Raw genomic sequence first — 24,055 nt, 5'->3', positions numbered from 1 at the left:
GCACCCGCACGCCGCCGGTGACCGCTGCGTCCGTCACAGCCGCTCCCCCTCGCCCGCCGCGGCCCGGACCAGGAGCCCGGCCAGCTCGGCCGGGCAGGAGAGCATGGGGTAGTGGCCGGTCTCCAGGTCGAAGAAGCCCACCCGGGGGTCGGCGAGCGGCTGGAACCAGGGGTCGCCGGAGGCCACCAGCTCCCGCACCATGGCCGTACTGAATCCGCTCGCGGTGCACAGGATGCCGGTGGACGGGGGCTCGGTCTCGCGGGGGGCGGTGCGGTGGAACGGCTGGGTGAGCGCGCCCAGCGGCATGGGGGCCGCGAGCCGGGCCAGCCGCTCCAGCCCGGCCCTGGGAATCCCGGCGAGGCTGCCCCAGAGCTTTTCGTCCTCCAGCGGGGGCGGCGGGACGCTGCGGCCGTCCGGCGACTCCTCGGCGCGGCGCAGTAGCCGCTCGCGGGCCGCCGGGTCCGGCAGCGCGTCCAGGACCGACAGTCCGTCCCTGGGAAGTGCGGTGTCCAGGTAGACGAGACGGGCGACGCGCCCGGTACGGCGGCCGACGGCGCCCAGTGCCGGGAGGATGCCGTAACTGTGGCCCACTACGACCACGTGCGGCGCCGTCGTCTCTCCCTGCGGCGCGATGTGGTCCAGGACCTGCACCACGTCCTCGGTGTGGGTGTCCAGGCCGGTGTCCGGTCCGGCCAGGTGCCGGCGGTCGCCCAGCCCGGTCGGCGTCACGGGATGTGCCTGGTGCCCCGCCGCCCGCAGGTGTCCGGCCACCTCCCGCCAGATCCATCCGCCGGCGTATCCTCCCGGGACCAGTACGAAGTCGGTCATCCACAGCTCCCTCGGTTCACATCCGGCACGGCGGCCCTGATGTGGCAGCTCTCATCCGGCGGTTCTCACGCGGCGTCCGCCCACAGCCCGTCCGCCGTCAGCCCCAGCAGTTCGATCGCGTTGCCCCGTACGATCCGCTCGACCACCTCCGGCGCCAGGTGCCCCATCTGGGCCTCGCCGACCTCCTTGGACTTGGGCCAGGTGGAGTCGGAGTGCGGGTAGTCCGTCTCGTACAGGACGTTGCCGGCGCCGATCGCGTCCAGGTTCCGCAGCCCGAAGGCATCGTCGAAGAAGCACCCGTACACGTGCTCGGCGAAGAGTTCGGAAGGGGGCCGCAGCACTTTGTCGGCGACGCCGCCCCAGCCGCGGTTCTCCTCCCACACCACGTCCGCCCGTTCCAGGACGTAGGGAATCCAGCCGATCTGGCCCTCCGCGTACATGATCCGCAGCTCGGGGAAGCGGTCGAAGGCGCCGCTCATCAGCCAGTCGACCATCGAGAAGCAGCAGTTGGCGAAGGTGATGGCCGAGCCCACGGCGGGCGGCGCGTCGGCCGAGGTGGAGGGCATCTTGCTGGAGGAGCCGATGTGCATCGCCAGGACGGTGCCGGTCTCGGCGCAGGCCCGCAGCAGCGGGTCCCAGGCGTCGGTATGGATGCTCGGCAGGCCAAGATATGGCGGGATTTCGCTGAAGCACACCGCCCGTACGCCGCGTGCCGCGTTCCGGTGCACCTCTTCGGCGGCGAGGCGGGCGTCCCACAGGGGGATCAGCGTCAGCGGGATCAGCCGGCCGTGGGCCCGGGGGCCGCACCACTCCTCCACCATCCAGTCGTTGTACGCCCGTACGCACAGCAGCGCCAGATCGCGGTCCCGGGCCTCGGTGAACGTCTGGCCGCAGAACCGGGGGAAGGTGGGGAAGCACAGCGCCGACTGGACGTGGTTGACGTCCATGTCGGCCAGCCGCTCGGGCACGCTGTAGGAACCCGGCCGCATCTGTTCATAGGTGATGCCCACGAGCCGGATGTCCTCCCGTGCGCAGCCGACGGCCGTGTCCAGGCGGGTCAGCGGCCGGTGCAGGTCTTCATAGACCCACCAGTCCGTGAGCGGACCGTCGTCCTCGGCCGTACCCATCGTCGGGGCGAATTTTCCGCCCACGAAGGACATTTCCTTCACAGGGGCGCGGACGACACGCGGGGCGGTGTCCCGGTATTTCGACGGGAGGCGGTCCCGCCAGACATGAGGGGGTTCGATCGTGTGATCGTCCACCGAGATTATCTTCGGGAAGCTCTCCATGCGCGTCACCGTAGCGCCGAACTGACGGGTCGTCAGTATATTCCGCGGGGAGCGCGCGGCGGCCGTGCACGCCCGGCGGATCCGGCCCGCGGAGCAGAAGGGTTCGCGCACAGTCCAGACCCCTACTGACGTAAGTGCTTCGGACAAGGCAGACTGGCCGATGCGAACGAAGGGCACAGGGCAGGGGGACACCATGGACGACGGTCCGGGGCTGGAGCAGGAGCGGCTCCGCTTCACCGTGCTCGGTCCCGTACGGGCCTGGCGCGGCGCCACGCCACTGGCGGCCGGCTCCCCGCAGCAGCGCGCGCTCCTGGCCGCCCTGCTGCTGCGCGGCGGGCGCACCGCCACCGCGCCCGAACTGGTCGACGCCCTGTGGGGCGAGGAGCCGCCGCACGCGGCCCTGGCGGCCCTGCGGACCTACGCCTCCCGGCTGCGCAAGGCGCTGGGCGCCGACGCCGACATCCTGGCCAGCGAGTCCGGTGGCTACGCGATCCGCCCGGTGGACGCCCACCCCCTGGACCTGGACATCGATCACGCCGAGAGCTACGCGGCGGAGGCCGAGAAGGCCAAGGCGTCCGGCGACCGCTGCCGGGCGCGGGAACTGCTGGACTCGGCGCTGGCTCTGTGGGACGGCGAGCCGCTGGCCGGCCTGGCCGGACCGTACGTGGAAACCCAGCGCACCCGCCTGGAGGAATGGCGGCTGTCCCTGATCGAGACCCGCCTTGAGCTGGACCTGGAGGTCGGCTGCCACACCGAGGCGATCTCCGAGCTGACCGCGCTCACCGCCGCCCACCCCTTGCGAGAGCGGCTGCGCGAACTTCTGATGCTGGCGCTGTACCGCAGCGGACGGCAGGCCGAAGCCCTTGCCGTGTACGCCGATACCCGCCGGCTGCTCGCCGATGAGCTGGGCGTGGACCCGTGCGCCTCCCTCTCCGAGCTCCAGCAGCGCATCCTGCGTGCGGACCCCGACCTGGACGCGCCGGCCGCCGCCCCGGACGGGCAGGGGTCCAACGAGCCGGTCTTCCTGCGTCCGCAGCAGTTGCCGGCCACGGTCGCCGACTTCACCGGCCGGGCTGCCTTCGTACGGGAACTGAGCGAGCAACTGACCACCGCCGAGGGCCGCGTCATGGCCGTCTCCGCCGTCACCGGCATCGGCGGCGTCGGCAAGACGACGCTGGCGGTGCATGTCGCGCACGCCGCCACCGACCACTTCCCCGACGGCCAGTTGTACGTGGACCTCCAGGGCGCCGGGCACACCCCCTCCGAGCCCGAGGCCGTCCTCGGCGCCTTCCTGCGGGCCCTGGGCACACCGGACTCCGCCATTCCGGACGGCGTCGAGGAGCGCGCCGCCCTCTACCGCTCCACCCTCGCCGGCCGCCGCGTCCTGGCGCTGCTGGACAACGCCCGCGACGCCGCGCAGATCCGCCCGCTGCTGCCCGGCGCGGAGGGCTGCGCCGCCCTGATCACCAGCCGCGTCCGCATGATCGACCTGGCCGGCGCCCACCTCATCGACCTCGACGTCATGAGCCCCGAGGAAGCCCTGACCCTCTTCACCCGGATCGTCGGCGAGGAGCGGGTCAACTCCGAGCGCGAGGCGTCCATGGACGTCGTGGGGGCCTGCGGCTTCCTCCCGCTGGCCATCCGCATCGCCGCCTCCCGCCTGGCCTCACGCCGTACGTGGACGGTCTCCGTACTGGCCCGCAAGCTCGCCGACGAACGCCGCCGGCTGGACGAGCTTCGGGCCGGCGACCTCGCCGTCAAGGCCACCTTCGAGCTGGGCTACGGCCAACTGGAGCCCCACCAGGCCCGCGCCTTCCGCCTGCTGGGCCTGGCCGACGGACCCGACATCTCCCTCGCCGCCGCGGCGGCCATCTTGGACATGTCCCAGGACGACGCCGAGGAACTGGTCGAATCCCTCGTGGACGCCTCCCTCCTGGAGTCCGCGGCCCCCGGCCGCTACCGCTTCCACGACCTGGTACGGCTCTACGCACGGGCCTGCGCCGAGCGCGACGAGCACCCGCCCTCCGAGCGCGAGGCGGCGCTCTCCCGGCTGCTGGACTTCTACCTGGCCACCGCGGCCCATATGTACGCCCTGGAGCGGCCCGGCGACCGGCTGGTGGACCACATGGAGACACCCGCCTACCCGGGGCTGGAGTTCGCCGAGCGCACCACGGCCCTGGAATGGCTCTTCGGCGAGGCCCGCTGCCTGCTGGCCTGCGCCCAGCAGTCCACCGGGGAGCACTTCCTGCGCCGTGCGGTGGACCTGCTGCTGCTCACCTTGGACCTGGCCGAGTCCAGCGCCGACTCCCACCAGTACGAGCAGGCCAACCTGACGCTGCTGGCCGCCGCCCGCGCGCTGGGCGACCAGCACGCCGAGGCCCGGCTGCACACCTCGCTGACCAACGTCCGTACGCTGGAGGGCCGGCTCGGCGAGGCGGACGAACACGCCAAGTCCGCCATGCTGCTGGGGCTGGCCACCGGGGACGCGTTCTCCTCCTCCAACGCCCCCAACGACCGCGGCATCATCGCGAGCATCCAGCACCGGTACGCCGACGCCGAGCCGTATCTGAGCCAGGCCCGGGACGCCTTCCGCCAGGACCGCAACGACCAGTCCGAGGCGAGCGCCCTGTGCAACCTGGCCCGGGTCCACCTGGAGACGGGCCGGCTGGAATCCGCCATAGAGCTCGCGGAGGAAGGCATCGCCATCTACCGGCGGCTGGGCGCCACCCGGCGGCTGGCCAACGGCATGTACACCCTGGGGCTGGCCTTCACCCGTGCCGGCCGGCTGGCCGAGGCCACCCGGCAGCTCAACGAGGCACTGGCGATCTTCCAGGACAACCGGCAGCGGTTCTGGGAGGGCATGACCTTCCTGCGGCTGGCCGAGGTGGACCTGGCCGGCCACCGTCCCGCCCAGGCGGCCAACCATGCCGAGCAGGCGCTGACTTCGCTGCGCGGGGTGGGCGGCGAGTGGTGGCGCGCCAACGCCCTGACGCTGCTGGGCCGCGCCCTGCACAACATTGGGCATACCGGACGCGCCCGGGTGTGCTGGCAGGAGGCCCTGTCCGTCTACGCGCGCCTGGGATCGCCGGAAGCCGCGGAGGTACAAGAGCTGCTGACCCCTGCGGTGGTCGCGTAACCGCAGGTCCGCGCCGTTCCGCTACACGTTTATCGATCGTTCATCGACGTCCGCCACTCTCTTCAGTACCGAACCGCCGCCTCGGGGGGCAAGCGGCTCGGTGCCCAGGCCCCACCGTTAAGGTGATCGGCCCTGGTCGTCCCGTCCGGCGGCCCACGGGGGAGTCGCCGGCCGGGAAGACCGTACAGCGCCCAGCAACAGGAGTTGATCACAGTGAGCACCGAACAGCCCAACCCGGTCCAGCAGGTGAACGACCGCGACATCATCAAGCCGCTGGACAAGCACACTCCGATCATCGCCCCCAGGGATCTGGAGCCGGACGAGTCGCAGACCGGCCCGGTCACCACCGGCACCCAGGACAAGCACATTCCTCTCGGGGAGCCGAAGTAACACCGGCAATACCGTACATACCGGGGGAAACGCACTGAGACAAAGACCGTGAACCACGGTTGAGAACTGAGGGAAAACCGCACGGCACCACGGCAACACCGCACGGCACCACGGTTTTCGGGGGATCGCAGGGGCCGGTCTCGATGGCGCGGAGGGGGAGCCATCGAAACCGGTCCCTGCGGCCATTTCCCGGCGGTACCCGGCGTGCCCGACCGGGTTCGTACGGACGCCTCACAGGAACCTCGCCGACCGGAACCGGCATTGCGGAACCGGCGTCCACGACCAGTACGCAGCACCACGTACACCGGACCGTCGACCTGTATGAGCGCGCACCCATCAAGCGGCGTACGGGCATGCGTCGGCCGCCCGGCCCGCCGGCCTGCGGCGGACCGGCTTCCCGCCCGAACCGCGGAACCGAGCCGGTCCGGACGCGCTGCCACAGCGGACGCCTCCGGGCTGACGCCCCGTCAGGGACGGTGTTAGGGTCACGCCGCACACCCGTACCGTCACGCTCCGCCCCTCCCCCTTCCAGGCGCTCAGCGCCGCTCTTCGCCGCTCCCCGCTCCTTCCGCAGCCAGGAGGCGTGCCGTGTCCGAACCCGAGCCCGCTCGTATGCAGTCCCTGTGGGAACTGGTCGAATACCGCGCGGAACGCTCGCGCACGGAGCCGATGTTCCTCGACGGCGACGGACAGGCCGTGACCTTCGAGGAGGTACGGGACCAGGCGCTGCGCGTGGCGGCCGGCCTGCACAAGGCGGAGATCGGCGCCGGCACACGGGTCGCCTGGCAGCTCCCGACCCGGATCGACACGATCGTCGTCTCGGTCGCGCTCGCCCGGCTCGGCGCCGTACAGATTCCCGTCATCCCGCTGCACCGCGAGCGGGAGGTCGGCTTCATCCTGGCGGAAACCGGGGCGCGTTACGTCCTGGTTCCAGGGGAATGGCGGGGGTTCGACCATACGGCGATGGCGCGGAGGATCGCGGGCGAGGGAGTGCGGGTGCTCGACATCGCGGGCGGGCCGCCCACCGCCGACCCCGACGGCCTGCCGCCCTTCACCCCCCGTCCCGGGGAGACGACCTGGATCTACTGCACCTCCGGGACGACCGCCTCCCCCAAGGGCGTCGAGCACACCGACGCCTCGCTCATCGCGGGCGGCGTGGGCCTGGCCGCCGCGCTGGACATGTCGGCCCATGACATCGGCTCGATCGCCTTCCCGTACGCGCACATCGCCGGGCCCGACTACGTCATCGCGATGCTCGTCAGCGGTTTTCCGGCGGTGGTCCTGGACACCTTCCGCCCGGCCGAGGCGGCCAGGGTCTACAGCCGGTGCGGGGTGACGATGGCGGGCGGCAGCACCGCTTTCTACCAGGCGTTCCTGGACGAGGCGCGGAGGCAACGGGAAGAGCTGAAGGGGGTGGAGAGGGCGTACGGGATGGAGGGGGCGTACGGAGCGGAGGGGGCGTACGGGGTGCGGGAGGCGCAGGAGGCGCCAGGGGTTCAGCACGGCGGGGACAAGCTCATCCCCTCGCTGCGCCTGCTCTCCGGGGCGGGGCGCCGTTGCCACCCGAGCTGTACTTCGCGGCGGTGCGGGAGCTGGGGTGCGCGGTCGTGCACGGGTACGGGATGACGGAGTGCCCCATGATCACGATGGGCACCCCGTACGACAGCGACGAGCAGCTCGCCGGGACCGTCGGCAGGCCGGTGACCGGAGCGCGGGTGCGTATCGTCCGCCCGGACGGCGGCGCGGCCGGGCCCGGCGAGACCGGCGAGGTCACCGTCAAGGGCCCCATGCTCTTCACCCGCTACACGGACCCCGGGCTGACCGCCGAGGCGTTCGACGCCGACGGCTGGTTCCGCACCGGCGACCTGGGCCTGCTGCGCCCCGACGGGCACCTGGTGCTCACCGGGCGGTTGAAGGACGTCATCATCCGCAAGGGCGAGAACATCTCGGCGCGGGAGATCGAGGAACTGGTCCAGGGCCACCCGGCGGTGGCCGAGGCCGCGGTGATCGGACTGCCGGACCGGGAGCGCGGCGAGCGGGTCTGCGCGGTGGTCACCCTCGCCGACCCGGATTCCGGGACGCTGACGCTGCCCGAACTGACCGCCCACCTACGGCAGGCAGGGCTGATGACGCAAAAGCTGCCGGAGCAACTGGAGATCGTGCCCGCGCTGCCACGTGGCGGTCCTTTGGAGAAGGTCCTCAAAACATCCCTGCGCGAGCGCTTTTCCGTCCGGTGAATCCCTGTCGCCTACCGCCTACCGCCTACCGCCTGTCGCTGACTCGTTTCCGCTTATCGGTTTCCGCAGAGAGTCCTCACTTCAGGAAAGCGGTCTGGAAAGCGGTCAGGAAAGCGACGGGGCGTAGGAGTCGACCAGACGGGCCAGGTGGCGGCCCGCCACGAGCAGCGGGGTTTCGCTGCGGGCGACCTGGGAGGAGAGTTCGGCGCCCTCCAGGGTGTTGATCACCGTGCAGGCCAGGTCACGGGCGTCGTCCTCGGCGAAGTCCGCGGCGCGCAGCTTGTCGTACACGATGGACTGCCAGTGCGCGAAGGCGACCGCGACGGCCTGCTGGATGTCCGGGGTACGGCCGATGGTTTCCAGGGCGGTCGCCGAGATCGGGCAGCCGTCGGTCCAGTCGGAGGCACGCAGCGCCCCGGCCAGGGTGCGGGCGCACCCGGCGATCGCCACCGCCGGGTCCTGGTGGGCGTCCATCGCCTCCCGCAGCAGGTCGGCGAACTCCTGGTCGCCGTGGCGGATCGCCGCGGCGGCCAGTTCCTGCTTGCCGCCCGGGAAGAAGTGGTAGACGGAGCCGAGCGTGGCTTCGGCCTCGCGGGAGATCTGCTTGATGCCCGTCCCTTCGTAGCCCTGGCGCTGGAGGAGCCGCGAGGTCGCCCGGACGATCCGCTCGCGGGTACCGAGGGGCGCCCGGGCCGTACCGCCCTTGCGTGAGCCCTCGCCACGGGAGGTACGCGCACCGCGCCCGTTCGGGCTCGGTCCGTTCGGGCTCTCCCCGTTCACGCCGCCGCCGTTCACACCACCGTCGTCCGTGCCGCTGTCGCGTTCCGCCTTGGTCTGCATGCCGTGAGTCTACTGAGTAGAGCGTTCGTTCTAGACCTGTGCTAGGTTCTTCACTGGTTAGAGCGTTCGTTCTAGTGATGGGGATACGTCATGGGTGAGACCAAGAGCACGGCCGTGAACTCGGGCACGGAGAACGGCAAGTCGGTGACCGTCATCGGCCTCGGCCCCATGGGGCAGGCCATGGTGCGCACCTTCCTCAAGAACGGCTACCAGGTGACGCTGTGGAACCGCACCGCCTCCAAGGCGGCCGAGCTGGTCGCCGAGGGCGCCGTCCTGGCCGCCACCCCCCAGGAGGCGCTGTCGGCGAACGAGCTGGTGGTGCTGAGCCTGACGGACTACGACGCCGTGTACGCCATTCTGAAGCCGGCCGCCGAGGCGCTGGCCGGCCGCGTGGTCGTCAACCTCAGCTCGGACACCCCGGCCAAGGCCCGCGAGGCCGCCGAGTGGCTGGCCGGGCACGGGGCGACGCAGTTGACCGGTGGCGTGCAGGTGCCGCCGTCGGGCATCGGGCAGCCGGAGTCGTCCACCTTCTACAGCGGCCCCAAGGACGTCTTCGCGGCGCACGAGGAGACACTGCAGGTGCTGACCGGCGCCGACTACCGCGGCGAGGACCCCGGGCTCGCGGCGCTGTACTACCAGCTCCAGATGGACATGTTCTGGACCACCATGCTCAGCTACCTGCACTCCGTCGCCGTCGCCGAGGCGAACGGCATCACCGCGGCCGAGCTGCTGCCGTACCTCACCTCCACGATGGCCTCGATCCCGAACTTCATGGCCTTCTACACGCCGCGCGTCGACGCCGGTGACCACACGGGCGACGTCGACAAGCTGGCCATGGGCGTGGCGAGCGTGGACCACATCCTGCACACCACCAAGGACTCCGGCGTGGACACCGCGCTGCCCGCCGCCGTCCTGGAGATCTTCCGGCGCGGCATGGCCGCCGGGCACGGGGGTGACAGCTTCAGCAGCCTGACCGAGGTCTTCAAGAAGGCCGCGGCGTAGCACCTTGGGGGCCACGACGTACGGCCTGCACGGCGCGATGTGAAGACTCACGGCCCGACGCAGGGTCTTCACGGCAGGGGGCCGTCACCGCCGGCCCCCGTCCGCAGCCGGGTCTTGAGGACCTTGCCGCCCGCGTTGCGCGGGAGTGCGGCCAGGAACTCGACCTCCCGGGGCACCTTGTAGTTGGCCATCTCCCGGCGGCACCAGGCGATCAGCTCCTCCGCGGTCAGGCGGGAGTGCGGGCGGCGCACGGCGTACGCCTTGCCGACCTCGCCCAGCCGCGGGTCGGGTATGCCCACGACGGCCGCCTCGGTCACGTCCGGGTGCCGGGCCAGCAGCCGCTCTATCTCGGCGGGGTAGGCGTTGAAGCCGCCGACGACGAACATGTCCTTGAGGCGGTCGGTGATCCGCAGATTGCCGTACGCGTCCAGGACCCCGATGTCGCCGGTGCGCAGCCAGCCGTCCGGGGTGATCACCTCGGCGGTGGCCCGCGGGTCCTCGAAGTAGCCGGACATCACGTGGTAGCCGCGGACCAGCACCTCGCCGGGCACGCCGGGCCCCGCGGGCTTCGTGGGCCGGCCGTCGGGCCCCGCGATTCGGACCTCGGTGCCGGGGACGGCGCGTCCGGAGGTCGCCGCGATCACCTCCGGCGGGTCGCCGCGGCGGCACATCGTGACGAGACCGGAGCTCTCCGAGAGGCCGTAGGCGGTCAGGACGGTCGGCACGCCCAGCTCGCCGCGCAGCCGCTCCACCAGGACCAGGGGGACGTCGGCGGCGCCGGTGACCACCAGCCGCAGCGCGGACAGGTCGTGCCGGGCACGGGCGGGGTCGTCAAGGATCTGCTGGAGGAGGGCGGGCGGGCCGGGCAGGACGGAGACGCGCTCGGCGGCGAGGTTGGCCAGCGCGGTGGACGCGCCGAAGACCGGCTGCGGGATCATCGTCGCACCGCGCAGCAGACAGGCGAGCACGCCGGCCTTGTAGCCGAAGGTGTGGAAGAAGGGGTTGACGATGAGGTAGCGGTCGTCCTCCCGCAGGCCCGCCAGTTCGGCCCAGGTGTCGTAGGCACGCAGCGTCTGGGCGTGGCTGATCACCACTCCTTTGGGGCTGCCGGTGGTGCCGGAGGTGAAGACGATGTCCGAGGGGGCGCCGGGAGCCGTGGCGTCCGCCCGGGCCCGGACCGTCGCGGGCGGCACCCGCTCGCCCGCCGCCAGGAACCGCTGCCAGGTCCAAAAGCCGGGCGCGGCCGGTGCGTCACCGGACAGGACGACCACCCGGTCCAGGTGCGGCAGGCCCGGAAGCGGCCCGTTGCCCGTGCCCTCGCCCGCCGCCCGGCGCAGCGCGGCCACGTACGACGTGCCGAGGAAGGTGCCGGTGACGAACAGCAGCCGGGCGCGGGTGTGGCGCAGGACGTCGGCGGCCTCGGCGCCCTTGAAGCGGGTGTTGACGGGGACCAGGACGCCACCGGCCGTGACGGCCCCCAGCGCGCCGACGATCCAGTCCAGGGTGTTGGGGGCCCAGACGGCGACCCGGTCACCGGGCCGCAGGCCGTACGCCACACAGGCCGCGGCGGCCCGCTCCACCCGTGCGCCGAGCTGCGCGTAGGAGACGCGGGTGCGGCCTTCCACGACGGCCTCGCGGGCGCCGTACCGCCCGGCCGCCGCCCGCACCAGCCGGGGGATCGTGCCGTACTCCAGGTCACCGCGCATCGCACCGCCTCCCCTGAAGGACCGGCCCCCGCCGGCACCGCCGTTCCGGGCGCTCCGGCCGTTCCGGGCGCTCCGGACGGTCGCGCCGCCCGCTCCGTCCGCTCCGTCCGTGCCGCCCGACCGGCGCGTGCCCGCCGCCACTAGCTGACTGGCCGTCAGATTAGCGGTACCCTCCCGCACTGTCAGCACAGCCGGCAGCACCGTCGGGACGGCCGGCGGCGACGGCCGACCGCGGAGGTGGCGATGGGGGCGACCCTCAAGGACGCTACGGCGATAGCCGGCATCGGGCAGACGCCCTTCGCCCGGCACCTGGAGGAATCCGAGAAGGCACTGGCCTGCCGGGCGATCCTCGCCGCCCTCGACGACGCCGGCATCTCCCCCTCGGAGGTCGACGCGCTCGCCTCCTACACCATGGAGGAGACCGACGAGGTCGAGATCGCCAAGTCCATCGGCGCGGCCGACCTCACCCACTTCTCCAAGGTCGGCTACGGCGGCGGCGGTTCCTGCGCGACCGTGGCGCACCTGGCCGCCGCCGTCGCCACCGGGCAGGCGAGCGTGGGCGTGGCCTGGCGGTCCCGCAAACGCGGCTCGGGGCCCCGCCCGTGGAAGAACACCCAAAGGCAACTGCCGGTCCCCGCGCAGTGGACCCGGCCCTTCGGGCTGCTGCGCCCCGTGGACGAGATCGGCCTGCTGGCCCGGCGCTACATGCACGAATACGGCGCCACCCGCGACCACTTCTTCAACGTCGCCCTCGCCTGCCGCAACCGGGCCAACCAGAACCCCGCCGCGGTCATGTACGACCGGCCGCTGACCCGCGAGATGTACATGACCGCGCGCATGATCAGCGAGCCGCTGTGCCTCTACGACAACTGCCTGGAGACGGACGGCGCGCTGGCCTGCGTCGTCGTCGCGGCCGAGCGCGCCCGCGACTGCCGCCGGCGCCCCGTCTACATCCACTCCGCCGCCCAAGGTCTCCCCTCCCAGCACCACGGCATGGTCAACTACTGGACCGACGACCCGCTCACCGGTCCCGCCTGGACCGCCGCCCGCCACCTGTGGAAAAGCGCGGACTTCGGACCCCAGGACGTCGATGTGGCCCAGATCTACGACGCGTTCACCCCCCTGATCCCCCTCTCCCTGGAGGGCTACGGCTTCTGCGGACGCGGCGAGGGCGCGGCCTTCACCGAGGGCGGCGCCCTGGAGACCGGCGGCCGGCTCCCCCTGAACACGGCGGGCGGCGGGCTGAGCGAGGCGTACGTCCACGGCTTCAACCTCATCACCGAAGGCGTGCGGCAACTGCGCGGCAGTAGCACCGCGCAGGTGCCGGGCGCAGCCACCTGCCTGGTCACCGCGGGCGAGGGCGTCCCCACCTCGGCCCTGCTGCTGAGGAGTTGAGTCTTCGTGACGTCGAGTGATCGCATGAACACGAGCATGGCAGACGCCACTGACAACGGCCCGGCCGACGACGGTCGGACGAGGTCGGCCCACGGCGATCCGGCCCTCGACGGCCCGGCGGGGAACGGCCCGGCCGGCAGCGGGCTGCTGCCGCCCGTCCCCGACGCCGACGGCGCCCCGTTCTGGCACTACGCCGCACGCCGCGAACTGCGCGTCCAGTGCTGCTCGGGCTGCTCCCGGCTGCGCTTCCCGCCCCGCCCCTGCTGCCCCCACTGCCACTCCTTCGACAGCCACTGGCGCCGGATGAGCGGCCGGGGCCGCGTCTGGTCCTACGTCCTGCCCCACCCGCCGCTGCTCCCCGGCTACGCCGAGCAGGCCCCGTACAACGTGGTCCTGGTCGAACTGGCCGACGCCCCGCACATCCGGCTCGTCGGCAACCTCGTCACCGCCCCCGACGCCCCCCTGAACTCCCTGCCGCCCGCCCGGCTGCGCATCGGCGCCCCGGTGAAGGTGACCTTCACCGAACTGCCCGGCGGCCAGGGACCGGACGGGGTGCCGGGCGGGCGCGTCACCGTGCCCCGCTGGCTCCTGGAGCGGCCGTGACCGTCCGCGTGGCGACCGAGGACGACGGCGTCGCGCTGGTCACCCTGGACCGGCCCGACCGCCACAACGCCATCGACCTGGAGACCGCCGCGGAACTGGCCGCTGTCTGGCACGGGTTCAGGTCGGACGACGACGTACGGGCCGTGGTGCTGACCGGCGCCGGCGGCCGGGCGTTCTGCACCGGCCTGGACCGGGCCGTGGACCTCCCGCAGCCGTCCTCCCCGTACTCCCTGGACGACCCCCTCCTGCGCATCGGCCCCAAGGCCAACGACCTGTGGAAGCCGGTGGTGGCGGCCGTCGACGGCATGGCCTGCGGAGGCGCCTTCTACCTGCTGGGCGAGGCCGAGTTCATCGTCGCCTCCGAGCCCTCGACGTTCTTCGACCCGCACACCACCTATGGGATGGTCAGCGCGTACGAAGCGGTCTACATGGCGCAGCGGATGCCCTACGGGGAAGCCGCCCGGATGACCCTCATGGGCACGGCGGAACGGCTGGGGGCCCAAAGGGCGTACGAGATCGGCCTCGTCTCGGAACTGACACCGGCCGGCGGCGCCGTGGCCGCGGCCCGGCGTGCCGCCGCCGTCCTGGCCGCCCGCCCAACGGAGGCGGTCCAGGGCACCGTACGGGCCCTGTGGGCGACGAAGGAAGCGGCGCGGGCACAGGCGCTCGCTCAGGCCCCGCACCTGATCGCGCTCGGCAGCCTGCCACCGCGCCGGCAGGCCGGACTCTTCACCGCCCGCACACGGGACTTCAAGGTCCGCTGAGGCGGTGGGCTGCCCGCCTACAAGTCGCTGACCTGGGCTTACGCGGTGCCGTGGGGTTCCCTTGGCGTCCCCTTGGCGTTCCTTTCCCGACCGGCGTAGCGTCGGAAAGGGACGGGATACGGGACGGGTCGGCGAGACCGTACAGAAGCGAGGCGACGCCCGTGGTGCGCAACGTGATCGGATCCCTGATCGCCCTCATAGGAGCGACGGCCGCCGTATGGAGCCCCTTCCGTGCCTGGTACGACGGCCGTCACGGGCGCGACATCCGTGTGGAGGACCTCTTCACCGGAGCCGGTCTCACCGGCAACGGCGGCAGCGGCGGCACCTCCGGCGACACGGCACAGCTCATCGGATCCCTCCTGCTGCCGATGGCCTTCGCCGCCCTGGTGACGCTGATCGGCGTGCTGCTGTGCTCGCGTGCGCTCGTCGCGGTCGCCGGCATAGTGGTGCTCGGGTTCACCATCTTGTGGATGGTGCGCCAGGGACAGGCGGTGGGCAGTCTCAGCGTGGGCGGGAGCCCCGACAAGGGCCTGGGGCCGGGGGTCGCCGGCGCCCTCGGCGGTGGCGTCCTTCTGCTGCTGGGCGCGCTGGTCATGAGCGGACGTGCGGGCAGGCGTGCGGCACGCGGACACCGCGACGGCGAGGGGGCGCGTCCACAGGACGAGGGGTACGGGTACGAGTACGGCCCCTACGGCCACGGCGCCCCGTACGGCGAGCAGCAGTCCTATCAGGAGACCGACGGCGCCTACATCCCGGCGGCTCCCGAACCCCGCGACCCGCAGCGCCCCACGGCACGGAACCGGCCCCCGGACCCGCCGGCCCCCGGCGGGATCGGAGTCGGCTACCGGCCGGGACCCGGTCAGGAGCCGGAGGCCGGGTGGAGCCGCCGCCCCGGCCCGCCGTACCCGGAAGACCCGGCCGATCCCCACGGCATGAACAGCACCCAGGAGCTGCCCCACCTCCCGGGGCCCAAAGGGCCTACTGAATCCTCGGGGCAGTGGGGGCAGCCGGGGCCATCAGGACGGCCGGAACAGCCGGGACAGTCGGGACAGCCGAAGAACGCGCCGCCGCCACCGGAGGGCGACACCTGAGGGAACGGCCCACCGGACCCGGACCCTTCCAGCCCGGCCCGGAGCCCGGCCCCCTTCTAAGGACGCCGGGCTTCTAAGGACGCCGGGCCTGCCCCGTCCCCTTCGCCGCGTCCAGGGCGTACACACAGCGGTCCTTGCTGCACGCGTAGACCACGCCCGCGACCGCCACCGGCGACCCGGTGATCTCGCCGCCGGTCGCCAGTTTCCAGCGGAGCTGGCCGCCCACCGCGTCCAGCGTGTAGAGGCAGTGGTCGGCCGAGCCGAAGTGCACCCGGCCGTCCGCCACGGTCGGCGACCCGATGACGTCCCCGCCCGCCTGGAACCGCCAGCGCGGCGTGCCGGTCACCGCGTCCAGCGTGTACAGGGCGTTGCCGCTGCCCAGGTGGACCGCGCCGTCCGCGACGAGCACCGGCTCGATCGACTGGCGGGCCTCGGTCGCGATGCGCCAGCGGTCGCGGCCGTCCGCCGCGTCCAGGGCGTAGACCGTGCCGAGGTAGTCGGCGAGGTAGATCCCGCCGCCGGTGACGGCGGGCCCCGGCGCGTACGCCGGGGGGCTCAGGAACGCCGCGGGCGCCTCGAAGTGCCAGCGGACGTCACCGCGCGCGATGTCCAGCGCCAGCACCCGGGTCCCGGCGGTCACATAAATCACGCCGTCGGGCGCGGGCAGCAGCCGCAGCGGCACACCGCCGCAGGCCGCGGTGTCGCCGACCGGGTACGACCAGCGCTCGACGCCCGTACGGGCCTCCAGAGCCTTCAGGCGCCCCTCGGCCCATACGAACACCGTGCCGTCGTGGACGGCCGGCCCGGACTCGGCCGTCTCGAAGTCGCTCTGGGCGCCACCGGTTTCCCACAGCAGCTCACCGTTGGCGGCCTCCCACGCCTGGACGCCGCCGCCACGGGTGCCGGTGACGACCGTGCCGCGGTCGACCTGGAGCGAGTAGACCCAGCCCTCGGTGCCCAGCCGCCAGCGCTCGGTGCCGTCGGCCGCGTCCAGGGCGTACAGGCTCGGGCCGTCGGAGGCGTGGATACGGCCGTCCGCGACGGCCATCGTCCAGGCGACCTCGCGGGTCTTGAACTGCCGGCGGCCGGTGGCCACGTCCAGCGCGTGCACCTCGAAGGAGGTGACGTACAGCAGGCCGCCGGAGACGGCCGGGGTGCCCCACACCTCGTTGGACATACGGAAGCGCCACGGCCGCCAGCGCCCGGGCTCCGCGCCGGGGCCGGCACCCGGGCCCTGGGCGGCGTTGGGGGCGTGCGCGCCGGACCCGGAGCCGGTCGGCGTGCCCGCGGACGGCGCGCTCTGCTGCGGCACCGCCGGCAGCGCGGCCGGTCCGCCGCCGGGGCCGTTGGCGGCGGCGTGGCCGACGGGCGCTCCCGCCCCGCCGGAGCCGGCGCCCTGGTCCGTACCGCCGGGCGGCCGTACCCAGTCGGTCGCTGCTCCCGCCTGGCCCCTGGCCTGCGGTTCCCGGCCGTCCGTGGCGCGCGGGCCGGGCCCTATCGGGGCCGGGGAGCCCGCGAGCCGTACGGGCCCGTCCGGTCCCTCGGCGTCGGGCAGCCGGGACTCCGGGGACGGCGGAGCCACGGACGGCGCCGGGGGCGACACAGGCGGTGCCACGGGCGGCGTCGCGGGCGCAAGGGGAGCTGGGCGGGCTGGAGAAGCCGGGGAGGGCGAAGAGGCTTGGGAGGGCGACGCGGACGGCGGGAGGGCCGCGCCAGGCGGTACGGAAGGTGCCGCGGGCGCGGACCGGGCGGCCGGGGCGAGCTGCCCGGCGGCGGGCGCCGACTGCGGCAGCCGGGCCGCGCCGCGCGGATCGCCGCCCCGGCGTGCACCCGGACCGACCCCTACGCCTCCGGGCCAGCCGGTCTCCACCGCCGGTGCGGACCGCCCAGCACCGCCCGGTCCCGGTGTTCCCTCCTGGAAACCCTGGTCGTCGGGGGCTGGGTACGCGCCGTGGGCGGCCACCGGAGCGGCCACCGGCCGTGCGGGCGACTGCGGCGGTGACTGCGGCAGCGCGGGTCCGGCTCCCGGCCCGGCTCCGTGGACGGCCCCGGGAGCGGCCTCCGGGGCGGGCGGTACGGACGCCGCCGGGCGTGCGCCGCGCCCCGGCCCCGGACCACCGGCCCGGCCACCGCCACCACTACGGGCGCCGTCGTCCCCGGCGCCGTCGCTGCCACGGCCGCCACCGGCGCCGCCGCTGCCGGAGCCGCCGCCTCGGCCCGTACTGCGCGGCGCGGACGTGCGCCCGCCGCGCCGTGCCTCGATCAGCCCCATCGCACCCGGCGGCAGCCAGGCCGACGCGGTGCCGCTGTCGTCGTTGCCGGAGCCGAAGAGGTGCGGGGCGAGCTGGGACTGGAGATCGGCCGGGCTGGGGCGGTTCTCCGCCTCCATCTGCATGCACGACTCGATCAGCGGACGCAGTTCGTCCGGCAGCCCCGCCAGGTCCGGCCCCTCGCGCAGCAGCATGAAGACGGTCTCGACCGGGTTGGCGCCGTGGAAGGGCGCGTGGCCGGTGGCCGCGAAGACCAGCGTCGAGCCCAGGGAGAAGACGTCGCTGGCGCCCCGCACACTGCGCGAGTCGCGCGCCTGTTCGGGTGACATGTAAGCCGGGGTGCCCACCGCCACGTTCGTCATCGTCAGACGCGTGTTGGAGACCCCGGAGGCGATACCGAAGTCGATGACCCGCGGGCCGTCCTCGACGACCAGTACGTTCGAGGGCTTGAGGTCCCGGTGCACCAGGCCGGCGCCGTGGATGGACTGCAGCGCCTCGGCGATCCCGGCCGCCAGCCAGCGCACCGCCTGCGCCGGGAGCGGACCGCACTCATTGACTATTTCTTCGAGGGAGGGAGCGGGCACGTACGCGGTCGCCAGCCAGGGCACGGCCGCCCGCGGGTCGGCGTCCACGACCGCGGCGGTGTAGAAGCCGCTGACCGCGCGGGCCGCCTCGACCTCACGGGTGAAGCGCACCCGGAACAACTGGTCCTCGGCCAGCTCCGTACGGACCGTCTTGATCGCCACGCGCCGGCCGGACGCCGAACGCGCGAGATAGACCAGTCCCATGCCGCCGGCCCCGAGACGACCGAGCACCTCGAAAGGGCCGATCCGCCGGGGATCGTGCTGCGTAAGCTGCTTAAGCTGCTCCACCACTTGCCTGCCACCTCCCCGTGGGGCGTAAATCAGAGACTCTCAAAAGCCACTGGCCGCCGAGAGCCACTGCCCCGTGCAGCGTCTCACCGCCTGGCCGATACGGCCGTACGCGTGCTGATTCTTCCTGGCGAAGCCCACGGTTGCGAACCCGGGGGCGCCGCGTCGTGTCCCGCGTCGCGCCCCCGCGCCACGTCCCGGGTTGCGGCAAGCGGTCCGCACCAGGGCCGTTACGTGACGTTACGTACGGGGCCGGGTGGTATGAGACCGCACCGGCCCCGGCACGGGTCCCCGTACGCCCGCCGGAAGCGCAGCCGTCGCAGACCACCAGGAACACGACAGACCGTCAGCCCACCGGCCCGTCAGCCCACCGGTCCGTTCGGCCCGTCAGCCGGACGCCGTGACCGCCGCCACCGCGGCGGCCGTCAGCGCCGCCTGCGCGCCCGTGAGCGCCTTGCGCACCGCCTCCTGGGCCCACCGGGCCTCGGCGATCTCCCGCATCCGGGCGTCGGCCGCCTTGAGCACCGTGGCGTCGGCACCGGGGAAGGCGATCTTGTGCAGCCCGGCGCCCTGCACCAGGACGGCCAGTGCGGCCGTCCGTGCGTCCGGCTCCGCGCCCTCCAGGACCACCCGCGTCAGCCGCGCCCGCATCTCCACCTCGACGCTGCCGTCCGCCTCCGGGAACCGCTCCACCGGGAAGAGCCCGAGCACCTTCTTGCGCTCCTCGCGCACCAGTCCCCGGTCCAGCAGGGACTGGCGGGTGGCGACCGCCGCGTCCTTGCTCAGGTGCGACACCCACTCCTGGGCCTTGCGCGGCCGGACCCGGGCGGTGATCTCCGCCAGCGCCGCGTCCAGCACCGGTATGCCCATCGGTGACCGGCCCCGCACGAACACCTTGGGAGCCTTCTCGCCGATGATCTCCACGCGCCCGGCCAGCGCCAGTTCCACCAGCACCGCGCCGGCGATGGCGTGCTCGGTCTTCTGGCGTTCCTTGGCCACGCCCGTAGCGTCGTCCAACGAGAGCAGCATCAGCTCCTCACAGAGCGTGATGCCGCCGTCCTGCTCCTTCACCGCCACCCCCGCAATCACCCCTGATAGTCCCGACTGTCGGTCCCTACCGTACATTTCCGCAACCGCGGGCCCGTCGGCCGTCCACAGGAACCCGGCGGCCGTCCGGCCCGCTGCCGGGTCGCGCCGTCCGCGGCCCGGCAGCGGGAGCTGCCGAGGACCCAATTGTGCGGCTCCGGGTTCTACTTAGGGGCCGGGTTCTCCTTAGGGCCGGGGCCTACTTAGGGCCGGGTCCTACTTAGGGGCCATGACCCCGAAACTCGCACCCTGGTCGTCGGTGACGACCGCGAACGGGCCGCCCGGCGTGCCGGACGGCTCCACCTGCACCTTGCCGCCCAGTCTCGTCGTGGTACGGATCGCGGTGTCCATGTCGTCGGCCAGGAAGAAGACGGTGAAATGCGCCGGCATCTCGGCCGGGGCGCTCTCGTCCATGACGATCCGGCAGCCGATCTCCTCCGGCTGCCCGGACAGCCGCCACGGCGTGAACCCGGGGCTCGCCATCGGGCTTTCCGTCACCCCCTCGAAGCCGAACACCTGCCGGTAGAAGGCGTCCACCAGCCCGGGCTCGCGAGTGCTCAGCCCCATCCAGACGTACGAGCCCGGCTCCCCGCGCACCTCGAAACCACGGTGCGCGCGGGCCCGCCAGACGCCGAACACCGCCCCCGAGGGGTCGGCGGCGACCAGCATCGTGCCCAAGTCGCCGACGTCCATGACGTCGGTGATGATCTGTCCGCCCGCATCCCGGATCTTCCGGGCCGTTCCGCCCATGTCCGGCGTGGCGAAGTAGAGCTCCCAGGCCGTGGGCATCCGCCCGTCCTGCTTGGGCATCAGCCCCGCGACCTTCTTCCCGTCGAGGAAGGCCGTGGTGTAGTAGCCGAACTCCGGCGCACCTTCGGAGAAGGTCCAGCCGAACAGCTCTCCGTAGAAGCGCTTGCCCGCCGCGAGATCGGGGATCATCGCGTTCGCCCAACAGGGGGCGCCGTGTGCGAATCCGGTCATGCGGCCAAAATAGACCTGGATCAAGGAGCCTGCCCGGAGAAATATCGAACACTTGGTCAATTCTTCGCCGGGTCGGCGAGCGCGTGGCAGTCAACGTGAGGAACGGCCGCGTGAGTTACCCGGCAGGCTTGTCCACACCCTGTTGATAACGCTATTCACCGGTTCGGGCCAATGGGGCGCGGCCACCGGACCGCCGGGACACCGCGAAGCCTCGGCCCTCGCCGCCCGTCCCTTGCGTCACCCGTACGAAGGGAAGCCGGGGCCTGGCAGAGGCCGAGGGCCCGGCCGTGGACCCGACCGAGCACCTGGCCATGTCCGGCCGCATCCGGCCGGGCACAGAGCGGGAAGGGACCGGGAAGGGGCCAGGAAGGGGTCAGGAAGGGAAGCAGCGGACGGGCGGAGCGGTGAACGGAGAGGAAGGCGGAGTGGTGAGCGGAGTGGTGAACAGAGCCGGGGCCGAACTCCCGATCCCCATTTGCAGGCAGTCAAATCGCGCTCCGATCACCCCTCGGTAAGCTGACGGCATGACAGGACAAGTTCGAACCGTCGACGGCAGAGTTGCCGGGCGTCGCGGACAGGCGACGCGGCAGAAGCTGCTCGACTGCCTCAGCGAAATGCTCAGTTCGTCCCCTTATCGGGACGTCAAAGTCATCGACGTGGCACGCAAAGCGGGCACTTCACCCGCGACGTTCTATCAGTACTTTCCGGACGTCGAGGGCGCCGTACTCGAAATCGCCGAGGAGATGGCCAAGGAAGGCGCGACCCTGACCGACCTGGTCGCCGGGCGCTCCTGGGCCGGCAGGTCGGGCCGGCAGACGGCCGAGGAACTCGTGGACGGATTCCTCGCCTTCTGGCGCAAGAACGACGCCATCCTGCGCGTCGTCGACCTGGGCGCCGCCGAAGGCGACAAGCGGTTCTACAAGATCCGCATGAAGATCCTCAACGCGGTCACCAACTCCCTCACGGAGTCCATCCAGGAACTCCAGGCCAAGAACAAGGTCGACAAGGACGTGAGCGCGCCGGCCATGGCGGGTTCCCTCGTGGCGATGCTGGCCGCGGTCGCCGGCCATCAAAAGGGATTCACGAGCTGGGGCGTCAAGCAGCAGGAACTCAAGCCGAATCTGGCTTTGCTGGTGCACCTCGGCATCACCGGAAAGAAACCGGCGAAGTAGCCCCGGTGCGGTCGATGATCTTTCCCTGCGCCGTGTGACGCGTGAATCCGAATGATCCAGGCCATTCGAATCCTCCGAGCCATCCAAGTCATTCGCGTCGTTCGCGTCATCCGGGCCGGACGCGTGAATGCGTCCCCCTTGACGCACCGGTGAATTGAGTCCTGTCATGTGAGACCGGTGTATTGAGGGGACGCATTCCGGCGGAAAGCGGCTCGCCGGGGTCGGCCCGGGTCAGCCCGGGTCAGCGCCTTTCCAGGCGGAAGAGCCGGATCTCCCGGTCGACGCGCGCCTGGTACACGGCGTACGGCGGCCAGAACGCCACCACCGCCGCCCACACCTCCGCACGCTCCGCGCCGGTCAGCAAACGGGCCCGTACGGGAATGTCCTGGCCGCGCCAACTCACCTCGGCGTCCGGATGCTTCATGAGGTTCCCGGTCCAGGCGGGGTGCCCGGGGCGGCCGAAGTTGCTGCCCACCAGCACCCACGTACCGCCCTCCTCCGGCATGCAGGCCAGCGGCGTACGGCGCGGCGCACCGCTCTTCGCACCCCTCGCCGTAAGGATCACCCCCGGCAGCATCAGCGCACTGAGCAGCACTTTCCCGCCGGTCACACGGTGGACCGCGCGGTCCAGGGCGGGTACGAAGTACGGCGCCGTACGCCCGAACGCACGCGTCGAGGAAACCCTGCGCACCACGCGCTCGGTGAGACCGGTGGGACGGGAGAGGTTGTCCGAGGACGTGCCCGAGGGGGTGTCCGAGGGTGTCACGCCAGGACCGCCTCTCGTCCGCCGTCGGCGACGAAGAGCCCGGCCGCCTCTGCCGCGCGCGCCCGCAGCCGGTGCACGGGCCCGAAGAGCAGCTCGTCGCAGGCCGCGCGCTTGAAGTAGAGGTGGGCGTCGTGCTCCCACGTGAAGCCGATACCACCGTGCAACTGGATCGTCTCGGCCGCCACCGTGCACAGCGCCTCCAGCGCCTGCGCGAGGGCCAGGCCGCCGGCAACGACGCCCTCGGGGCCGCGCCCGGGGCCGTCCGTGGTAGCCACGCCGCGCTCCGGGTCCGTACCGCCGTCGGTGACCATTCCGGTTCCGCCGTCGGTGACCGTGCCGGTTCCGCTGTCGGTGGCGGTGCCGGTTCCGCCGTCGACGGCCGCCGCCCACGCCGCGTAGTACGCCGCCGACCGCGCCGCCCGCACCTTCACATAGAGGTCCGCCAGCCGGTGCCGGACCGCCTGGAAGGAGCCGATGGGCCTGCCGAACTGCTGCCGGACCTTGACGTGCGCGACGGTACGCGTCAGCGCCGCATCCGCCGCGCCGACCGCCTCACAGGCCAGCGCGGCAGCCGCCCCGGCCCCGGTCCACGCCAGCGCACGGGCCACCGCGTCGCCGGTACGGCCGTCCACGGTCCTTCCGGGTCGCCCGGAACTCGTCTCCTCTCCGAGTGACGCCCCGCCCAGCAACTCCGCGGGCACGTGACGCAGTTCCAGCCGCCCCAGGGGGCGGGTCTCGTCCATGGCGGTCTGCCGCGTCCGCACGAGGCCGGGTGCGTCACCCCGTACGAGGAACAGCAGGGTACGGCCGTGCGTGTAACCGCCCGTGTGCGCGGCGACCACGAGCAGCCCGGCACCGTGCCCGTCCAGGACCTGACCGGCCTCCCCGTACAGCCGCCAGTCCGCGGATCGCTCGGGATTCTCACCCTGGCCCTGGCCCTGGCCCAGGTTCCGACCCTGGTCCTGATCCGGTACGTACCGGGCCTGGATCCCTCCCGCCCGGCCACCGCCGGACCAGTCACCACCCGGCCAGTCGCCGCCGGCCCCGTCGCCGTCACCGTCACCGGTGAGCGCCAGCGCGCGGGTCAGCCGGCCGCCCGGAACGACGAGCGTGCCGGTCAGCTCACCCCCGGCCAGCCGTGGGAGAAGGGACGCGCGTTGCGCTCCGGTGCCGAGCCGCAGGATCAGCGGCGCGGCGAGGACCGCGGTGGGCAGGAGGGGCGAGGGCAGCAGCGTACGGCCCGTCTCCTCGCACGCCAGGGCCAGCTCGGCCGGCCCGCACCCGACGCCTGTGTACACGGCGGGCAGCGCCAGCCCCGGCAGCCCGAGCCGCCGCGCCAGCAGCCGCCACAGGCTCTCGTCGTAGCCGAGCGAAGTCCGGACCGCCGCCTTGACCTCGTCGGGCCCGCAGCGCTTGTGCAGCAGCTCGCGCAGGGTGCGGCGGATCTCGTGCTGCTCCTCGGTGAACGCGGCATCCATCGGCGGGCTCCTCCCGGCCGTACGGTCGCACGAGCAGTAACTGACGGGCCGTCATATTAGGGACAACGACGCCACTTTCCTACCCCCGGCCCGGATCGGCACAGCCGCACGGCCGCCTGCCGCCCCACGCGGACCTGATGTACCGTCAG

16 protein-coding genes and 2 pseudogenes are annotated in these 24,055 nt (G+C 72.6%); 9 read left to right on the top strand and 9 right to left on the bottom strand.

Annotated elements, in window-relative coordinates:
• Nucleotides 1-33: 33 nt before the first annotated feature.
• Both KGS77_RS20165 and KGS77_RS20160 read right to left on the bottom strand, forming a co-directional pair.
• Nucleotides 34-828 (bottom strand): alpha/beta hydrolase, encoded by a 795-nt coding sequence (locus KGS77_RS20165; protein ID WP_242583848.1) that lies wholly within the window; start codon nucleotides 826-828, stop codon nucleotides 34-36.
• Between the two features lie 65 nt (nucleotides 829-893).
• Nucleotides 894-2,117, bottom strand: a complete 1,224-nt coding sequence (locus KGS77_RS20160) for an amidohydrolase family protein (protein ID WP_242583846.1) — start codon at nucleotides 2,115-2,117, stop codon at nucleotides 894-896.
• 193 nt (nucleotides 2,118-2,310) lie between these two features.
• Here KGS77_RS20160 and KGS77_RS20155 point away from each other — a divergent pair, with 193 nt between their 5' ends.
• From KGS77_RS20155 to KGS77_RS20145, 3 genes and pseudogenes are all read left to right on the top strand, one after another.
• The gene (locus KGS77_RS20155) at nucleotides 2,311-5,253 is read left to right on the top strand and encodes a BTAD domain-containing putative transcriptional regulator (RefSeq protein WP_242583845.1); all 2,943 of its coding nucleotides are present in this window, start codon (nucleotides 2,311-2,313) and stop codon (nucleotides 5,251-5,253) included.
• 213 nt (nucleotides 5,254-5,466) lie between these two features.
• Nucleotides 5,467-5,643 (top strand): hypothetical protein, encoded by a 177-nt coding sequence (locus KGS77_RS20150; RefSeq protein WP_242583843.1) that lies wholly within the window; start codon nucleotides 5,467-5,469, stop codon nucleotides 5,641-5,643.
• A 612-nt stretch (nucleotides 5,644-6,255) separates the two neighbouring features.
• Nucleotides 6,256-7,880, top strand: a pseudogene (locus KGS77_RS20145) (AMP-binding protein).
• A gap of 105 nt (nucleotides 7,881-7,985) precedes the next feature.
• On the opposite strand, the gene KGS77_RS20140 reads toward KGS77_RS20145, so the two are convergent.
• Nucleotides 7,986-8,543 (bottom strand): TetR/AcrR family transcriptional regulator, encoded by a 558-nt coding sequence (locus tag KGS77_RS20140; RefSeq protein WP_242587577.1) that lies wholly within the window; start codon nucleotides 8,541-8,543, stop codon nucleotides 7,986-7,988.
• 267 nt (nucleotides 8,544-8,810) lie between these two features.
• On the opposite strand from KGS77_RS20140, the gene KGS77_RS20135 reads away from it, so the two are divergent.
• The gene (locus KGS77_RS20135) at nucleotides 8,811-9,722 is read left to right on the top strand and encodes an NAD(P)-binding domain-containing protein (protein ID WP_242583841.1); all 912 of its coding nucleotides are present in this window, start codon (nucleotides 8,811-8,813) and stop codon (nucleotides 9,720-9,722) included.
• Nucleotides 9,723-9,790: 68 nt separating this feature from the next.
• On the opposite strand, the gene KGS77_RS20130 is transcribed toward KGS77_RS20135, so the two are convergent.
• Entirely contained in the window at nucleotides 9,791-11,428 is a 1,638-nt protein-coding gene (locus KGS77_RS20130) for a FadD3 family acyl-CoA ligase (RefSeq protein WP_242583839.1), read from the bottom strand.
• A gap of 243 nt (nucleotides 11,429-11,671) precedes the next feature.
• On the opposite strand from KGS77_RS20130, the gene KGS77_RS20125 reads away from it, so the two are divergent.
• The 4 genes and pseudogenes from KGS77_RS20125 to KGS77_RS20110 form a co-directional block, all read left to right on the top strand.
• Nucleotides 11,672-12,823 carry a lipid-transfer protein gene (locus KGS77_RS20125; RefSeq protein ID WP_242583836.1) on the top strand — a complete coding sequence of 384 codons (1,152 nt, stop codon included), beginning with the start codon at nucleotides 11,672-11,674 and terminating at the stop codon, nucleotides 12,821-12,823.
• Between the two features lie 36 nt (nucleotides 12,824-12,859).
• Nucleotides 12,860-13,426 (top strand): OB-fold domain-containing protein, encoded by a 567-nt coding sequence (locus tag KGS77_RS20120; protein ID WP_242583824.1) that lies wholly within the window; start codon nucleotides 12,860-12,862, stop codon nucleotides 13,424-13,426.
• A complete protein-coding gene (locus tag KGS77_RS20115) occupies nucleotides 13,423-14,190 on the top strand; it encodes an enoyl-CoA hydratase-related protein (RefSeq protein ID WP_242583803.1) in 768 nt (255 codons plus the stop codon). The genes KGS77_RS20120 and KGS77_RS20115 overlap by 4 nt, the downstream gene beginning before the upstream one ends.
• Nucleotides 14,191-14,351: 161 nt before the next feature.
• Nucleotides 14,352-14,795, top strand: a pseudogene (locus KGS77_RS20110) (hypothetical protein); the annotation flags it as partial.
• A 559-nt stretch (nucleotides 14,796-15,354) separates the two neighbouring features.
• Here KGS77_RS20110 and KGS77_RS20105 read toward each other — a convergent pair.
• The 3 genes from KGS77_RS20105 to KGS77_RS20095 all read right to left on the bottom strand — a co-directional run bounded on the left by KGS77_RS20105 (nucleotide 15,355) and on the right by KGS77_RS20095 (nucleotide 20,490).
• Nucleotides 15,355-18,426 (bottom strand): PQQ-binding-like beta-propeller repeat protein, encoded by a 3,072-nt coding sequence (locus KGS77_RS20105; RefSeq protein WP_242583801.1) that lies wholly within the window; start codon nucleotides 18,424-18,426, stop codon nucleotides 15,355-15,357.
• Between the two features lie 384 nt (nucleotides 18,427-18,810).
• Nucleotides 18,811-19,500 carry a GPP34 family phosphoprotein gene (locus KGS77_RS20100; protein WP_242583798.1) on the bottom strand — a complete coding sequence of 230 codons (690 nt, stop codon included), beginning with the start codon at nucleotides 19,498-19,500 and terminating at the stop codon, nucleotides 18,811-18,813.
• 225 nt (nucleotides 19,501-19,725) lie between these two features.
• Nucleotides 19,726-20,490 carry a VOC family protein gene (locus KGS77_RS20095; RefSeq protein WP_242583796.1) on the bottom strand — a complete coding sequence of 255 codons (765 nt, stop codon included), beginning with the start codon at nucleotides 20,488-20,490 and terminating at the stop codon, nucleotides 19,726-19,728.
• 524 nt (nucleotides 20,491-21,014) lie between these two features.
• Here KGS77_RS20095 and KGS77_RS20090 point away from each other — a divergent pair.
• Complete coding sequence (locus KGS77_RS20090; protein ID WP_242583794.1) at nucleotides 21,015-21,662, top strand: TetR family transcriptional regulator; 648 nt, start codon at nucleotides 21,015-21,017, stop codon at nucleotides 21,660-21,662.
• Between the two features lie 241 nt (nucleotides 21,663-21,903).
• Here KGS77_RS20090 and KGS77_RS20085 read toward each other — a convergent pair whose 3' ends face one another.
• Together KGS77_RS20085 and KGS77_RS20080 are read right to left on the bottom strand one after the other, a co-directional pair.
• Entirely contained in the window at nucleotides 21,904-22,356 is a 453-nt protein-coding gene (locus tag KGS77_RS20085) for a nitroreductase/quinone reductase family protein (protein ID WP_242587576.1), read from the bottom strand.
• 68 nt (nucleotides 22,357-22,424) lie between these two features.
• Nucleotides 22,425-23,906, bottom strand: coding sequence for an acyl-CoA dehydrogenase family protein (locus KGS77_RS20080; protein WP_242583792.1), 1,482 nt, complete (start codon nucleotides 23,904-23,906; stop codon nucleotides 22,425-22,427).
• Between the last annotated feature and the right edge of the window lie 149 nt (nucleotides 23,907-24,055).

Origin of the sequence: Streptomyces sp. MST-110588 (assembly GCF_022695595.1) — a bacterium.
GTDB lineage: Bacteria > Actinomycetota > Actinomycetes > Streptomycetales > Streptomycetaceae > Streptomyces.
This window is presented reverse-complemented; position numbering and strand designations above follow the sequence as displayed.

Coding starts and splice junctions, on each gene's coding strand:
- KGS77_RS20120 (WP_242583824.1), top strand. CDS start 12,860: ATGGCAGACGCCACTGACAACGGCCCGGCCGACGACGGTCGGACGAGG.
- KGS77_RS20165 (WP_242583848.1), bottom strand. CDS start 828: ATGACCGACTTCGTACTGGTCCCGGGAGGATACGCCGGCGGATGGATC.
- KGS77_RS20090 (WP_242583794.1), top strand. CDS start 21,015: ATGACAGGACAAGTTCGAACCGTCGACGGCAGAGTTGCCGGGCGTCGC.
- KGS77_RS20160 (WP_242583846.1), bottom strand. CDS start 2,117: ATGGAGAGCTTCCCGAAGATAATCTCGGTGGACGATCACACGATCGAA.
- KGS77_RS20130 (WP_242583839.1), bottom strand. CDS start 11,428: ATGCGCGGTGACCTGGAGTACGGCACGATCCCCCGGCTGGTGCGGGCG.
- KGS77_RS20135 (WP_242583841.1), top strand. CDS start 8,811: ATGGGTGAGACCAAGAGCACGGCCGTGAACTCGGGCACGGAGAACGGC.
- KGS77_RS20155 (WP_242583845.1), top strand. CDS start 2,311: ATGGACGACGGTCCGGGGCTGGAGCAGGAGCGGCTCCGCTTCACCGTG.
- KGS77_RS20080 (WP_242583792.1), bottom strand. CDS start 23,906: ATGGATGCCGCGTTCACCGAGGAGCAGCACGAGATCCGCCGCACCCTG.
- KGS77_RS20125 (WP_242583836.1), top strand. CDS start 11,672: ATGGGGGCGACCCTCAAGGACGCTACGGCGATAGCCGGCATCGGGCAG.
- KGS77_RS20095 (WP_242583796.1), bottom strand. CDS start 20,490: ATGACCGGATTCGCACACGGCGCCCCCTGTTGGGCGAACGCGATGATC.